Origin of the sequence: Acinetobacter sp. YH12023 (genome assembly GCF_013420135.1) — a bacterium.
GTDB classification, from domain to species: Bacteria; Pseudomonadota; Gammaproteobacteria; order Pseudomonadales; family Moraxellaceae; genus Acinetobacter; species Acinetobacter amyesii.
Genome location: NZ_VOYU01000013.1, coordinates 100,116 through 115,180 on the forward strand (window position 1 = coordinate 100,116; position 15,065 = coordinate 115,180).

The following is a 15,065-nucleotide window of genomic DNA, read 5'->3' on the forward strand; positions in this document are numbered from 1 at the left end:
TTTTAAACCATTCAGCACGTGGCTTAAATTTGCCTGAATTATTTTCAGTATTTACATTTTTGCCCATAATTTTATCAATGGAAATAAAGTCTTAACAATTTAAAGTAGGCAGTTTGTGTTTTGTCGCCTATGATCGGTATTAGATAATAAATGATGATCTTGAGGAACATCACATGGCAAAAACGGCTAGCACACCGGGTCGTCGCTTTATGAAACTTGCCAGTATGACGGCAAGCATTGCTACTAAAACCGTTTCCAATTCCATCCGCAATATCACTGCCGATGAAGAACAGAAAAATGCATCTCGCAGTAAACTTTTTCAGGACATCGGTCTGCAAATTGCAGACACTTTGGGTGAAATGAAAGGTGCGGTGATGAAAGTCGGACAAATTGCCTCGCAGTACAAAGACATTTTTCCACCTGAAGTCGCAAAGGCCATCAGTAAATTACAACGCCAAGCGCCAGCCATGCCCTTTGCTGAAATTAAGGCCCAAGTAGAACAAGAACTCGGCAAGCCCCTCGCGCAGATTTTTAAAAGTTTTGAAGAACAACCTTTTGCCGCTGCATCCATTGGGCAGGTGCATAAAGCCGTGTTACCTAATGGTCAGCAAGTGGTGGTGAAAGTGCAATATCCGGGTGTGGAAGAAGCCTGCGAAAGTGACTTAAAACAAGTTCGGCTTGCACTTCGTCTGATGGGCGTATTGAAAATTGATCGGAAGTTACAAGACAAGCTATTTCGTGAAATTCAGGACAGTTTGGACAACGAATTGAACTATGAAATTGAAGCGCAAAACTTAGATGTGGCCCGTGCGTTTCATAGTGAGCTGGATGACAAAATCATCATTCCACAGGTCTATAAAGATTATTCTTCACGTCATATTTTGACTTTAAGTCTAGAGCTTGGCGACAGTATAGAAACTGCCAGCACATGGTCACAAGAAACACGAAATGCCTTGGGAAGGCGCTTATTCCGTGCCATTGGCCGTGAAATTTTCTTCCTTAAACGTTTCCACTGTGACCCGCATCCGGGTAACTTCGCCTTTCGTGAAGATGGTTCAGTCATCGTATATGACTACGGTGGTGTGAAAACCCTGTCTCCTGAAATCGTGTCGCACTTTAAGCAATTGATTAATGCTGCACGCAAGCACGATATTCCACTGATGGAACAGCAACTCGATGCCCTACATTCCCTCAATGAACTCGGTAAATTCCCTGTGGAGTTGTATGAACAATGGCTGGAAGTGCTGATGCGTCCGCTAACCACACAATACGACTTTGCTGAAAACTCAGCACACCATGACGGGGTAGAATTAATTAAGCCTTCACTTAAATACTGGGATGTGTTTAAACCGTCGCCAGACACCCTGATGGTGAACCGGACTGTTTCAGGGCATTATTGGAATTTGATTCATTTGAAAGTGAATGACAATCTCAATGATCTTTTTGATGAGTTGGTCCCACCTAGCGCTTAAGGGAGCGTAAAGCGCTGATGATTGCCCGATGAATTTCGGGCAATATTTGCATTTTTAATTGTTATGTTATAACATTTCTTTAATCAATAAATTTAAGGAACAGAAGAATGCGTGCCAACATCCATCCCGAATACCGTGAAGTGCTCTTTCATGACACCAATGCCAATGCCTTTTTTGTCATTGGCAGTACCTTAAGCACCAATCAAACCAAAGAGTTTGAAGGCAAGACCTATCCATATGTGACGCTCGATATCTCAAGTGCATCACACCCTTTTTATACAGGTGAACAACGTCAAGTGAATAACGAAGGACGTATTGCGAACTTTAATAAACGCTTTGCGCGTTTCAAACGCTCACAATAAGTTCAGTTTCGATTAAGTTTTTGCTTTTAAAATTAAAGCATTGAAGAAGTTCAGGGTTCCCCTCCTCCAGCCTGAGCTTCTTTTTTTATGTCTGAAATTTTGTGGTTTTCAAGCGTTGTTTTAAACATCTATTTTTAAAATCGAATGAAATAAGTAATATCCCAGCCCCAATACGATGACACCAATCACCACACTGGAAATGGCATAACTAAATGCCAGCCCACTTTGCCCTTGTCTAAGCAGTTGAAATGTTTCTAAGCCGAAACTGGAAAATGTGGTAAAGCCACCTAAGATCCCGACCATAAGTAATAAGCGTGCTTCATTTTGTAGAACGGGATATTTTTGGCTAAATGCAAAGAACACACCTGCACAAAAGCAACCTAAAATATTCACCCACCATGTAGCCCACGGAAAGAGCACGGTTGGCTTGGCCAATAACAGTCCTGCTGCATAGCGAAGTGTTGCCCCAATTGCGCCGCCACATGCGACCAAAAGCCAGTTCATAGTTGTCCTACTTCAACATCATTGGTATCTACAATTTAGGCAACAGTCTGCCTAAGGTCGCCCTTCAATATACACGCATTTAATTTACGCAAATAGTGTTAAATGTTTGGGCCAAAGCTTGCTATAGTCTGCAACACTTTGCGGTATTTTTTTATTGAAAGAGGACATTATGGCTCAGGAATTATTAGATCAACTTCAAGCAGGGACTGCGAAATTTTCAGATGTGATTGCATTTATTGAAGCGCGTTATAACCACACAGCAACCGCTTTTACCAATGGCAAACAAGCCAATGCAGCAACTGAAAACCAAGGCAGTGCCAAAGTATTTTCTTTTGCCCAATTGAATGGTCTAAACCAAGCTGAAACATTAAGTCTTTTTGCTGAACATTATGCTGCTGTATTGGCAACACCAGACGCAACTGACCACCAAAACATTCGCCAATTTATGCAAAATGGTTGGGAAGGTATTCAATTTGACGGTCAAGCGCTCAGCGCGAAATAATGCTTAAGCAGACGTTCTAAATCAGTTCGTCTGCAATAAAAAAGCCAGTACAAATACTGGCTTTTTTTATCGTTCATCATCGGTTCAAATCAAGACACTCGAACTCTACAAGTCCATTCAGCCATCGCGTTTTTTTCCCAAGCCCGTGCATGCTTCAAATGTAGAAATTCCTCACCTGCAATTGTTGCAGTAAAACGATAGGTCTTTTGACCACCGGCACCAAGCACTGGTGTCGCATCTGCAGCAGTTTGTTGTTGAGCTGACTGAAACACTTCTTCAACTTTAAAAAGTTTCGGTTGCTCAGCCAAAGCCCATACATAACCAGTACTTGGATTTTCGTTTAACAGTACTTCCAAAGTCTGTCCACGATCCATCTCAAGCAAGGTCGGACAACTTTGCTGTTCAGTAAATACATGGGTTTTCCCATCTACAGTTGAACTCATACTGTTACATCCACCAAGCGCCAAACCACTCGCCATCATTAGACTCAAAATAAGCTTTTTCTTGATCGTCATTTTCATCATCAAAATATTTTACCTTGCATCTAATGCACACCGATTTCAAATACGATCTCGATGCAATCGAAATTTAGCCTTTGACTTTTTCAATCCACTGAATGGAACTGACACGAAAAACCTCACAAGCCCCATCACCCGTATCTGTTGGGGTCAAAGATGAAGTCCAAACCAAATCTTTGTCTTTCACCTCAACCAAATCCCCTTTTAAACGCACAAGATCACCACGTTTTACTTGAGTAATTTGTTTCGCAATTTGCGGGTTTGCAGGAATGATGTGCATATTCGACACCATCATCATGGCTTGTTTTTGCGGTACAGGAACACGATCCATTTTCCAATTTAAGAAACGGTCATATTGATTGACTGAAATCGTACGAGCTATTTCTGGCTCTGCAAATAAGCCCCAACTGACCGCATAATCGATCGGAGAAAATTTTGCTTGTTCATCTGTTTGATAGGTTTTTGAACCTAAAATTCGGAAATCACCTTTAAATTCTTTCAAGGTAGAAATCGACTGGCCTTTGGCAGCAGGTGCTAAGCCTTTGGCAATATTATAATCTGAAGACGCTTGGACACCGACATTCAATAAAAAGCCTGCAAGCACAGTACTTAATGCAATTCGCTTGATCATCGCGTTATCCTCTTACCCTGTAATACTTCACATTACTCAATTTTAATTCTGCAATTGAGCCGACTTCATCTATACATAATGCCCCAACCTGAACATGAGCTTAAAATCGCGTAGGTTGAGCCTGATGAATGTCGTTTTCACTAGTTGTAACTCTATATTACGCACACAGTCTGCATAAACCTTATGAACTTGGTAACAAAATGCTGTTATTCAGTCAATTGGCCCATATTCACGCCCTACCACATGATTTAAAATTAAAAAGACATGATTTACACTTTAAAAAAACCAACAACAATGCCCGCTATGATTTATAAATTTTATCAACAACACATTTTTCCGCATCTTTTAAATCAAGTCATGCAAGTACCAAGCTTGATGGATAAACGACGCGAACTCCTGTTAGCCGTATCTGGTGAGGTGCTCGAAATTGGCTTTGGTACAGGTTTGAATTTAGCGTTTTATCAAAATGTCGATACGGTTTTTGCCCTTGAGCCCAATCCCGATATTTTTCATTTAGCTGCTGAACGTGTACATGCAGCACCTTTTGAGGTACAGCATATTTTAGCTGGTGCTGAAAAATTACCCTTTGCAGATAAAAGTCTAGATCATGTCGTGAGTACATGGACCTTATGCAGCATTGCCGATATTGAAACTGCGCTTGAAGAAATCTACCGTGTCCTTAAACCAACAGGGACATTTCATTTGGTTGAGCATGTACAACACAATGAAAATCGAAAAATTAAGCAGTTACAGCATTTACTCACGCCCATTCAAAAGAAAGTCACGGATGGCTGTCATCTGGATCGTCATATGCAAAAGTTGCTTGAAGATGCCCAGTTTGAATGTTTTGAAACGCAGTATTTTGATGCTGAAGGCATTCCAAAAATTGGTCAGCGCATGTTACTCGCCCGCGCACGGAAGTTGAGTTAAAGCGTCCAAGGCCATGTTTAAGCACAATCAAATCTAGTTAAAAGTACCTAGTCTTTGATTAATCGAATGGCATTAATTTTTAGGATATGACAGGGCTTTTTATTCAACACATTATAGGTGTTATACGACTTCCCTGTTTTGATGGAATGTACATCCACCCATGCACCCAAAATCTCCACACGATCCCCTGATTTTAAACGACGAATACGATTTGCAACGTCTTCGGATTGAGCAATCACACTGACATTTTGCAATTCAGACTTGAGCTGTTCAACTTGTGTCGAGGGTACATTTTTCGCTTGTACGTTAAAACAGCGGTTCTGCTGCGACCACTCAAGATGATATTTTAAAGACTGGAAATCATTTGCGCCTGAACTCAGTAGCAGATCAATATTGCTGACATAGGCCAAGTCTTGAAAGCCACCCACCACGGTCGGTGCTGCCGGATGTAATGTACGACTACTCGCACTGTAGTAGCGTTTATCCAACAGCAAATATTCACCGGAAAATGCCTGAGTTGGTGTGACCTGAAAATTTTTCAGCACACCAGTCTGCTCTAAATGTGGAATGGCACGAAAATATTCTGACCATATCCACAGCATGAGCGCAAAAACGGCTGCAGTCGCTAAGAGTTTTTCCATGTGGATATTCTGTCCTTATTACTTTTCAACGGTTCTGAGGCTGAGTCACGCGAGCTTAAATGTGCTCAAAGTCAATTCGGATGGTTTCAAAACGCACTCGCCCTTCGGCAATGGCTTGAGCAATCGCTTGTTGCCCTTTGGTCAAGCGTGCCCCACCACTTTTAATATCAATCAGCACCACTTCGATGTCTTCAGCGAGTCCATCACCATCACGAAAGTCGGTATAGCCATCAAAAACCACATAATCGATCGGGTCACCGAGAAACTTTGCATCGCTAGGTAAATACTGAAATTCAGGCATGATCGGCGCCATTTGTTCGGCCATTTTGCCTTTTAAAACAGCACGACTGGTATTTACACTGCGTTTTTGTGCATGGGCCAAGGCCTGCTGATGTTCTAATTCTAGTTCTGCAATATATTGCTCGTATTCTGCCTTAATCCTTCCATTGCGACTGCCACTTAAAATTAAGGTGGTCAGTACAATCCCAATACACGCGCCAATGAGCATGGCCATCCAGACAGACATTTAAAATTCCTAATCTTTTTAAGATATTACAGCGAAACGTATAGAAAAAACTTAGACTTTGGTTCTTTGTCATATTCCCCGCATTAAACAATGATATGCTAGGGATGAGCAGAATAAAATCTATTTAGGTCGATGAAAACGATATTAATTGCCAATCAAAAAGGTGGTTGTGGCAAAACCATCACAGCAATCAGTTTAGCCTCTGCACTTGCGCAAAAAGGTTATAAAGTGGCCTTGGCAGATGCTGACAATCAAAAGTCTGCACGTCAATGGCTCAAACAGCGCCCAGAGACTGCCGCCCCGATTCAGAGCCTAGATTGGCGTCATGAAAAGTCGATTGGTGATGTACCAAAAGGGATTGAATATCTAATTATCGATGCACCGGGTGCGTTATCGGGTGAACATGCAGATCAGTTGGTCAGTGAAGCCCATGCCATCATTACCCCGCTACAACCATCTTTCTTTGACATCGACTCGACCCGTCGTTTTTTAAAGCATTTGCAAGAAATTAAACGGATTCGTAAAGGTAAAGTCCAAATCTTATTACTGGCCAATCGTGTTAAACCCAATTCTGCTCATTCCAAAGAAATTCAAGATTTTTTCAATAAAGTTGAACAACAGCCCGTTGCTTGGATTTCTGAACGTACCGCTTATGGTCAACTTGCCATGCAAGGTCTTTCAGTTTTTGACAAAACGCAAAAATTGTACCTCGGTATGCAACAACAATGGCAACCTGTGCTCAATGCCATTATTGAAGACGAAGCCGAGTGGTTTTAACCCATCATTCCACATTTCGCTGATATAAAGGCCAATCTTGCAAGGATCTAGCCTGAAAGATATTCACCATAAGTTAACAAGCTCTCGTTTTCGGGAGCTTTTTTTTCGGTTAAGATTGAACACAACATGATGAAAAAATCAGAGCACGCATTGCCAACGTTCGCACCTACATTACAAAAAGTCTTATTGTTCGGATTATTTTTTATCCTGATTTTTTTGAGCTTTAGCGTACTCAAATACTTTATTGTGCCCGTCGTTTGGGCTGCGATTATTGCTTATATGACATGGCCGCTGTATCAATCAGTACATCGTTTTTGTGGCAATCGTGCAAATCTAAGTGCGGCGCTGATGATCTTATTGGTGGTACTCGTGGTGGGTCTGCCGGTGATTTTTGCAATCTTCTTGTTACAACATGAAGGCCGTAACTTGTATTTTGAATTACAAAAGCAAGTTTTCTCTGGTCATGTCAATGTGCCTGATTTTATTCGCCAACTGCCGTTTATTGGTAAAGAAGTCAGTCGTACCCTGCATGAACTGAACAATGATCCAAACAGTATTATTCAATCGGTACAAATTTGGATTCAGGGGCATTTGAATTACGGTAAAGTTCTGGTCGGCGAAGTCAGTAAAAATATCTTTAAGCTGTGTTTTGCCGTGATGTCTTTATTTTTCTTCTATCGTGATGGTCAAACTATTTTAAGTCAGGTCAGTAAAGCCCTCGAAATGGTGATCGGGCCACGTATTCATCATTATCTTGCCACCATCTCGGATACTACACGTGCCGTAGTGTATGGCATCGGTCTCACCGCCATTGCCCAAGCTTTACTTGCCGGTCTCAGCTATTTTGTTGCCGATGTGCCTAACCCAATGTTATTAACCATCATTACCTTCATGTTGGCACTGATTCCTTTTGGTCCACCGATTTCATATACCGCTGTGTCGTTGTGGTTATTTTCACAAGGTCAAACCATTGAAGCCATTGGCGTCATGGCTTGGGGTGTATGTATCGTGAGTACAGCCGATAACGTGATTCGTCCTTTAGTGATTTCAGGGGCAACGCAGATTCCATTCTTATTAATCATGTTCGGTGTTTTAGGTGGTATCGCCAGTTTCGGTCTTGTTGGTTTATTTATCGGGCCAGTAATCTTGGCAGTATTGTTAGCTATTTGGCGTGAATGGTTGCATGAAACCCAAATTGAAGCCGTCATGATGCCCAAAGCAACATTGGCACATGACTTAGACAATATGGATGATAAGCCTGAACAACCTTAATTCAGGCTTGAATTCATTAAACAAATATTACAATCAAATACTTAAATTATCTGTCATCCTGTATTCGCATCTGTTTCAATGGTTGAAACTCCATAAAAACAGACAGGATGCCAAACATGTCTTCACTATTTAAATTCGGTGCGCTTGCTGCGGTCAGTGCCCTGATGTTTACAGGCTGTGCGAGTACCTCGACTTCAACAGGTCTGAATGCAAAAACCGTGACGGTCAATGCCGTGACTGCTCAAGGTATTGGTCAAAGCATCGGTCAAATTAACTTGGTTGATAGCCCTGCTGGCTTGGTTATTCATACCAATTTAACCCAGCTTCCTCCGGGTCCACACGGTTTCCATATTCATGAAAAAGGCTCTTGTGCCCCAGCTGAAAAAGATGGAAAAGCGGGTGCTGCTCTTGCTGCAGGTGGTCACTTTAACCCTAAATCTGCACCTCACCACGGTACGCCGCTAACAGGTCACTTGGGTGACTTACCGATCCTTCAAGTTCAAACCGATGGCACAGCAAAAGTGAATTTAATTGCACCGCGTTTGAAATTGGCGGATGTACAAGGCTTAGCCATCATGATCCATGCTGGTGGTGATAATTACTCTGACGACCCTAAACCTCTAGGCGGTGGCGGTGACCGTATTGCCTGTGGTGTGATTCAATAATCAACCTTGCATATAGATTTGAACAAGCGGACTTTAAGTCCGCTTTTCTATTGAATAAAAATTGACAGTTCACAGAAAAAAGCTCAGTCTAATTTACAAAATCATTCGAATACTTCATAACTCTGTGAACACGCGACTCTCTTGGTTTCAACAGTTTCAATCCAGTGCAATCATTATGTATTGCCTGCAAATTTGTATTGTTTTGAGTGGCACCACGCTCGGATTATATTTTCTCGGTTTTCATAGTGTTATTGTTCCCGTCACCTTAGGTGCGATTGCCACTGCACTCACCGACTTTGATGACCGACTCAGCATCCGACTGCGTAATTTGCTCTATGTCTGCGTACTCTTCTTTAGTGTCAGTAGTATTTTAGATTTTCTCTATCCCTATAAATTTTTATTTATTCTCTACCTATCGCTATCCAGTGCAGGATTTATTTTATTAGGAGCTTTGGGGCAACGCTATGCCACGATTTCTTTTGGTACGATTTTACTGTCGATTTACACCATGTTCGGCTTGGGCGAATATGACACTTGGTATTTTCAACCTAGCTGCTTTGTTCTAGGGGCCTTATGGTATGGCCTGACCTCAATTCTCTTTTACCTGATTAAACCTACCCTACCTGTACAGGACAATCTTTCGCGTTGTTTTTTACAAATCGCCGAAGTACTCAATGCAAAAGCACGCTTATTTGACCCAGATAATGTCGACAATGTGGAACACTTACTATATGAATTATCACTCAAAAACAGTGATGTCATCCCAAGTTTAAACACGACTAAAGCTTCTTTACTCACCCGTTTAAAAGCCTCAAGAGCCAATAAAAACACCATCTACTGGCTGAATTTATATTTCTTGGCACAAGATATTCACGAACAGGCCAGTGCGAATTATTTACACTATGAACAAATTCATCAAAATTTTAGCCGTACCGATTTAATTTTCCGTTTTCAAAAAAATATTCGATTACAAGCGCAGGCTTGCCAACAGTTGGCCTACTGCATTTTGCATCGACAGCCCTATCAGCCTGATCCGATTACTGCGCAAGCACTGGCACATTTGCATGCCTCTTTGCAGGAGTGGATGGCCAATAATCCGCAAAATATAGAAGTGAAAAATCTACAGCTGATCTTGAGTAATTTGGACAGTGTGCAAGAACGCTTTTCGCATGTGCAGGATTTAGATCATTCACAGCAACAGACCTATCAGCAGCATATCGACAACCTCAATTTACTCGACGACGACATTCATGGCTGGCATGATTTATGGTTCAAACTGAAACAGCATTTGAGTCCCGAATCTGCCTTATTTCGCCATGCTGTTCGCATCGCTTTTGTCTTTGCTATGGGCTATGCCATTTCGCTACTGCCCTTTGCCAAAAATGGCTACTGGATATTATTGACCAGTTTATTTGTCTGTCAGATGCGCTATTTTGCGACCAAAAGTCGTTTAAAAATGCGGACTTTGGGAACCATATTAGGGGTCTTACTTGGCATTCCTATTTTGTATTTTGTGCCGAGTGTCGAAGGTCAATTGCTACTGACAATTATTTTTGGCGTATGCTTTTTCTATCTGAGTGCCAAAAAATATGCCATGGCGACCCTCATGGCAACCTTAATGGTCTTGCTGATTTTTAATTTAAAAGGCGCAGGTTATGCGGTTATTTTACCGCGTATCGTTGATACCCTACTCGGCTGTTTTATTGCATGGTTCGCAGTCAATGTCATCTGGCCAGATTGGGACTTTCGCAATATTTCCAAGACCATTCAAAAAAGCTCTGCTGCGACCCTGCATTATTTTGATGCCGTAGTTGAGCAATATCTCCATGGGAAAACCAATAGCATTGCTTATCGGCGTGCCCGTCGTTCAGCCCATAATGCTCAAACTGAACTGTCGAGCATGATTTCTAGTTTAAGTACCGAGCCTGAACCCGACCAAACTTTGATTCAACATGCTTTTCGCTATTTGGTCTATAGCCATAGTCAGCTCAGTTATATTTCGGCATTGGGGAGCCACCGTGAACAGGTACAAGACCAACAAGTCCTTGAACTGCTGCAATGGTGTCAAAGCACCCTAGACGAGGTCTTAATTCAGCAAAAACCGCTCAACCCTGAGAAAATTCAGCAAAAACTTTTCGAAATTCAAACACTCAGCACTGAAGAAATTCGGTCTAATCACCTGCAACTGGTGCTCAAGCAGATCAGTTTATTATTAGAAACATTAGCCGAACTGATTCAGCTTCGAACACAACTAATTCAGGCGGAAATTAAATAAAATCATTCGAGACTCATGATGAAAATGCTTAGTTTAGGTTTTAGACGCCTCATATTACCTACGATTGTGGCGACCTCATGTTTAGCTGCGTCTTCTGTTTTTGCAGCACCGACAGCACAAGATTTGAAGCGTATTTTGGAATGTCAGGCCGATTACGACACCTACCATGACACTTTGCTCGATTATGAAAAGGCTCTGGGGCAATTGGGCTGGAAACGCCATGATGACCCACATCAACCGTTTATTTATATCTATAAAAATAAGCAGCCTGTTGAATTTTTTGGCATGCCGACCCAAGAAATTGGCCTGTCTTCCAATGCCGTATTCGCGATCTATCGCCAAGCCGATGTGAAAAAATTTGCCCAAAAATATGGTATTGAACAGCATCCGATGTTTGCCAATATGCCGTTTTTCCGTGGTGAAAAAATCCTACGTACGGAAGCTGAAACGGATGATCTGCATGCGATCAATCACAAACTAAGCCTGTCTGAAATGACCGGAAAAAGCCCGATGATTTTACTCGGCTGTAACTATGAATTTGATCAGGGTTCAATTGAGGATGCCTTAGCGGATCTAGAAAATTAATCCGAGCAGACGACTCAGAATTAACCTTAAAAACATCAACTTAGATTCAATATGCGGATCAATTATTTCAACGGGAATGCTTCGTTCCTGCAGTGCTTTCAGGTAGACTCAAGGCTGAAATCACTTTGAATTTAAACTTCGCATGAATATCAAGACCTTACGCTTTGTGGGCCTACTCGAAGGCATCTCCTTTTTATTATTGTTGTTCATTGCTATGCCAATGAAGTACCTGATGGATAATCCAATATTGGTCAAATACGTCGGTATGGGACATGGCGTCTTGTTTATTGCCTTCTTGGTGGTGCTGTTTGTGGTCTGTGAAAAGCAAAAATGGTCACTCAGCGTATTTCTAATGGGCCTGATTGCATCAATTTTGCCTTTTGGCCCGTTCATTTTCGATCGCAAATTAAAAAATGCAGAACAACCGGCAACATCAAATTAAGACTGTTTAAAGAAAATAAAAAAGCCCAATGTTGTTCTACACAGCATTGGGCTTTTTCTATGATGGCATGAACTCGAATTTAAAATTCACCCGTCAATTTACGTTGTCGCATAATATCTCGCACCACCAAGCGTGGTAGGCTGAACCACAAGATAATGAGGGTAAAGCCTGCCAAACTATAGGCCCAAAGGCCGAAGTTTTCATACAGCACGCGAACAATTTCGATCACGGCAAAGAACGTCAGCATCATGATTACAGACACTGCCGCAGCCACTGTGCCCTTCGACATTTCAGACGACATTAAGGCAAAACGATAGAGCACAGAAAAGCTAATCCCTTCACCAAAACTGACTAAAGTCATACCAAGAATGAGCAATGTCAGAAAATAACTTTCAGTCATCATCCCAATCACCACGAGGCTCGTTCCGAGTAACATCAGCGGTAGCCCGATCATCACAGACTGACCTAGAGGCAATTTGTCGATGATTTTAATCAGAACAATATTACCGAGGATTAGTCCGCCCAAAACGGGAAACTGTGCCATGCCGTATTGCATGCTACTCAGTCCTAGCTGCTCCACTAATATGACCGGAGATAGCGCAATCCATAGCATCAGTGGCATTGCCACCATCGGTAGACCCAGTGTCAGTGCCAAAAAGCGTTTGTTTTTTAACACCTGTTTAAAGTCATCAATGATATAGCCCACCGGTTGCTTTGGAATGCTGATGTGCTGAGTCGGCATCTTGGCTTTTAAACCAAACCAACTCAGAAAAGATAAAAATGCGATTCCAATAAAGCCCCAATGCCATGACACATGATCAATCATAAAAGCACCGAGGACGGGGCCGATCAGTGGCGCCAGTAGTGAAATATTCGCCATGATCGCCATGACTTTGATGGCATCACGCTCTTCAAAAGTTTCCTGAACAGCAGCATAGCCCACGGCAGAAATAACCGATAAACCAAAACCTTGTAAAAAACGCAACGTTAAAAAGCTTTCGATATTATGTGTGAGCAATATCGCTAAACAGCATAAGCTAAAGAATGCCACACCACCCAACAGGACTTTTTTACGGCCTAATCGGTCTGACAATGGCCCTAATATTGCAGCGACACAAGCACCTCCCAATAAGTAAAATGACATCGACGAGGGTGCCCATGCACGACTCACACCAAACTCTTGGGTAATCGCAAGCATGGCGGGTTGCACTAAGTCGTTGCCGATATAGACAGAAAATTCAAATAAAACCAGTGCCAAGGGAAACATTAAGGTGGCACGACTTAATTTTGTGGTTTGTACGTTTTGCATTGTTATCTACATATCAAATGTGTGCTGTCGAGCTTGAAATGACAAATAGGGAGAGACACTTCAGCCCAATGACGAACACTGTAATATTAATTTTAAAAATGAATTTGCGGCGTATCCGCCATATGTGCGTCGTATTCACAAGACGCTAGATAGAGATAAAATGAACTTCAACGAACCGATCTGTCGGTTTGAGTCCGACTATTTTAACAGTGTTTGCTGGCGTTGTATTGGTCTTTTTAAACTACCGCTTTTATGGTTTTTCATTGTCTGCTTTTTGGATAAAGCGACCTTGTTTTAGGTCTTCATAGGCTTGCATGACTTCTGCAAAATGATTCATCACAAAATAACCTCGCCCATAGATGGGTTCATTTAAAGGCTGCGCCGATAAATACAACATGTGGCTATCTTCAACTGCCGTCAATTCGACATTTTCACCTTGGCTCGACATGACTGCCATATGCTGTGCATTTAACGGTTCATCTGTTTCAGTAAATTTCAGCTTGCCCGAGCGTAAATATAAAAGTGTGGTATCCCCTTCTTGTGCAGGCAGTGTGATGCTTTGATTGGCTCTGACAAAGACATCAAATACTTGCATAGGTGTATGTGTTTCTGCGGGGCCTTGGGCTGTTAAATATTGGCCCGCAATCACCCTTACATAACCAGCATCTTGGGCTAAATTCACAACAGGAATACTGGCTTTGGCTAAGCTCTGATAGCGTGCGGGAATCATTTTATCTTTGGCAGGCAGATTGACCCAAAGTTGCAGGATTTCAAATGCTCCACCCCGCTGAGCAAAGGCTTGGCTAAAAACTTCTTCGTGTTGTATGCCTGAAGCGGCAGTCATCCACTGCACATCGCCCTCACCAATGACACCGCCTCCTCCAGTCGTATCATGATGTTCAAGTTCGCCTTTAAACACCAAGGTGACGGTTTCAAACCCTCGATGTGGGTGTTCCAGCACACCTTTTTTCAGTTGGGTTGGTTTCAGTACTCCAGGCCCTAAATGGTCGAGCAGTAAAAAAGGCGAGACCGTATTGCCCAACTCATAATGGGAAAAAACTGAAGTCACTGGTGCAAAGTCACCCACGGGTGAACCTGAGTCATTAACATGAATAAAAGCGAGGGTTTTCATATTGTTTTAGGTGTATTTAGGATCGTTTGATCTTAGCCTACCAAAGATAGCTGATTCGATAGGCTAAATGGTTTTCAGTATCGCAGTTTTAGGATGAAATAATTAACTATCAAACTCCAACTCTTGACCGTGACGAAGCCAATCGTAAAAAACAACAATTTTTCGAAATGGCGATGAATAGCTTCCTTCTTGGGACTTCGCATAATTTTTTTGCAGGTAACTTTCTAATAAGCTTAAATCAATATCTTCAAAATATGCGACCCAAGTTACGAAATCATACTCCGTAGCTATTTCCAAAAAATCCTTAAAATTCTGATTACTATATTTTTCTTTAAATTTTGATGCTGAACTACTTGCACCATAAAAATCTTGTTTTTTAAAAGGTCTAAAAGTATTGATGTGTGCTGAATTAGCAGGAGACTTTCACTTGGGAGATTCTAGGCAGCTAACCGATAAAAGTCTTCTGCCATTTGATTTGGTGTCTTAAAATCCAAGCCTTTTTGAATTCTTCGCTGATTATAA

17 protein-coding genes are annotated in these 15,065 nt (G+C 41.8%); 10 read left to right on the forward strand and 7 right to left on the reverse strand.

Going from position 1 to position 15,065, the window contains the following annotated elements:
* Positions 1-173 precede the first annotated feature (173 nt).
* A complete protein-coding gene (locus tag FTT92_RS14145) occupies positions 174-1,472 on the forward strand; it encodes an AarF/ABC1/UbiB kinase family protein (RefSeq protein ID WP_180172407.1) in 1,299 nt (432 codons plus the stop codon).
* A 107-nt stretch (positions 1,473-1,579) separates the two neighbouring features.
* Complete coding sequence (locus FTT92_RS14150; protein ID WP_078189321.1) at positions 1,580-1,834, forward strand: type B 50S ribosomal protein L31; 255 nt, start codon at positions 1,580-1,582, stop codon at positions 1,832-1,834.
* 120 nt (positions 1,835-1,954) lie between these two features.
* On the opposite strand, the gene crcB is transcribed toward FTT92_RS14150, so the two are convergent.
* On the reverse strand, positions 1,955-2,338 hold the full coding sequence (gene crcB, locus FTT92_RS14155) for a fluoride efflux transporter CrcB (protein ID WP_180126876.1): 384 nt from the start codon (positions 2,336-2,338) through the stop codon (positions 1,955-1,957).
* Positions 2,339-2,507: 169 nt separating this feature from the next.
* Between crcB and FTT92_RS14160 the strand changes: the two genes are divergently transcribed.
* The gene (locus FTT92_RS14160) at positions 2,508-2,840 is read left to right on the forward strand and encodes a HopJ type III effector protein (RefSeq protein WP_078189323.1); all 333 of its coding nucleotides are present in this window, start codon (positions 2,508-2,510) and stop codon (positions 2,838-2,840) included.
* A gap of 89 nt (positions 2,841-2,929) precedes the next feature.
* On the opposite strand, the gene FTT92_RS14165 is transcribed toward FTT92_RS14160, so the two are convergent.
* Positions 2,930-3,364: a protease inhibitor I42 family protein gene (locus FTT92_RS14165; protein ID WP_257231737.1), complete on the reverse strand. Its 435-nt coding sequence runs from the start codon at positions 3,362-3,364 to the stop codon at positions 2,930-2,932.
* Positions 3,365-3,428: 64 nt separating this feature from the next.
* Positions 3,429-3,989: a hypothetical protein gene (locus FTT92_RS14170; RefSeq protein WP_078189325.1), complete on the reverse strand. Its 561-nt coding sequence runs from the start codon at positions 3,987-3,989 to the stop codon at positions 3,429-3,431.
* 303 nt (positions 3,990-4,292) lie between these two features.
* Here FTT92_RS14170 and FTT92_RS14175 point away from each other — a divergent pair, with 303 nt between their 5' ends.
* Positions 4,293-4,919 (forward strand): class I SAM-dependent methyltransferase, encoded by a 627-nt coding sequence (locus tag FTT92_RS14175; RefSeq protein ID WP_180172408.1) that lies wholly within the window; start codon positions 4,293-4,295, stop codon positions 4,917-4,919.
* A 47-nt stretch (positions 4,920-4,966) separates the two neighbouring features.
* On the opposite strand, the gene FTT92_RS14180 is transcribed toward FTT92_RS14175, so the two are convergent.
* Both FTT92_RS14180 and FTT92_RS14185 read right to left on the reverse strand, forming a co-directional pair.
* Positions 4,967-5,560, reverse strand: coding sequence for a hypothetical protein (locus FTT92_RS14180; RefSeq protein ID WP_180133453.1), 594 nt, complete (start codon positions 5,558-5,560; stop codon positions 4,967-4,969).
* Positions 5,561-5,615: 55 nt separating this feature from the next.
* The gene (locus FTT92_RS14185; RefSeq protein WP_078192492.1) at positions 5,616-6,086 is read right to left on the reverse strand and encodes a Holliday junction resolvase-like protein; all 471 of its coding nucleotides are present in this window, start codon (positions 6,084-6,086) and stop codon (positions 5,616-5,618) included.
* Between the two features lie 132 nt (positions 6,087-6,218).
* Between FTT92_RS14185 and FTT92_RS14190 the strand changes: the two genes are divergently transcribed.
* The 6 genes from FTT92_RS14190 (at position 6,219) to FTT92_RS14215 (ending at position 12,102) form a co-directional block, all read left to right on the forward strand.
* Positions 6,219-6,863, forward strand: coding sequence for a ParA family protein (locus FTT92_RS14190; protein ID WP_078192493.1), 645 nt, complete (start codon positions 6,219-6,221; stop codon positions 6,861-6,863).
* A 150-nt stretch (positions 6,864-7,013) separates the two neighbouring features.
* On the forward strand, positions 7,014-8,135 hold the full coding sequence (locus tag FTT92_RS14195; protein WP_162689724.1) for an AI-2E family transporter: 1,122 nt from the start codon (positions 7,014-7,016) through the stop codon (positions 8,133-8,135).
* A gap of 116 nt (positions 8,136-8,251) precedes the next feature.
* Positions 8,252-8,800 (forward strand): superoxide dismutase family protein, encoded by a 549-nt coding sequence (gene sodC / locus FTT92_RS14200; RefSeq protein ID WP_111884180.1) that lies wholly within the window; start codon positions 8,252-8,254, stop codon positions 8,798-8,800.
* 124 nt (positions 8,801-8,924) lie between these two features.
* The gene (gene yccS / locus FTT92_RS14205) at positions 8,925-11,075 is read left to right on the forward strand and encodes a YccS family putative transporter (RefSeq protein WP_373684123.1); all 2,151 of its coding nucleotides are present in this window, start codon (positions 8,925-8,927) and stop codon (positions 11,073-11,075) included.
* 15 nt (positions 11,076-11,090) lie between these two features.
* Entirely contained in the window at positions 11,091-11,660 is a 570-nt protein-coding gene (locus tag FTT92_RS14210) for a hypothetical protein (protein WP_180172409.1), read from the forward strand.
* A 142-nt stretch (positions 11,661-11,802) separates the two neighbouring features.
* Positions 11,803-12,102 carry a DUF3817 domain-containing protein gene (locus tag FTT92_RS14215; protein ID WP_078189335.1) on the forward strand — a complete coding sequence of 100 codons (300 nt, stop codon included), beginning with the start codon at positions 11,803-11,805 and terminating at the stop codon, positions 12,100-12,102.
* A gap of 79 nt (positions 12,103-12,181) precedes the next feature.
* On the opposite strand, the gene FTT92_RS14220 is transcribed toward FTT92_RS14215, so the two are convergent.
* Both FTT92_RS14220 and FTT92_RS14225 read right to left on the reverse strand, forming a co-directional pair.
* Positions 12,182-13,411 carry an MFS transporter gene (locus FTT92_RS14220; protein WP_180172410.1) on the reverse strand — a complete coding sequence of 410 codons (1,230 nt, stop codon included), beginning with the start codon at positions 13,409-13,411 and terminating at the stop codon, positions 12,182-12,184.
* A gap of 250 nt (positions 13,412-13,661) precedes the next feature.
* Complete coding sequence (locus FTT92_RS14225) at positions 13,662-14,543, reverse strand: pirin family protein (protein WP_180172411.1); 882 nt, start codon at positions 14,541-14,543, stop codon at positions 13,662-13,664.
* Between the last annotated feature and the right edge of the window lie 522 nt (positions 14,544-15,065).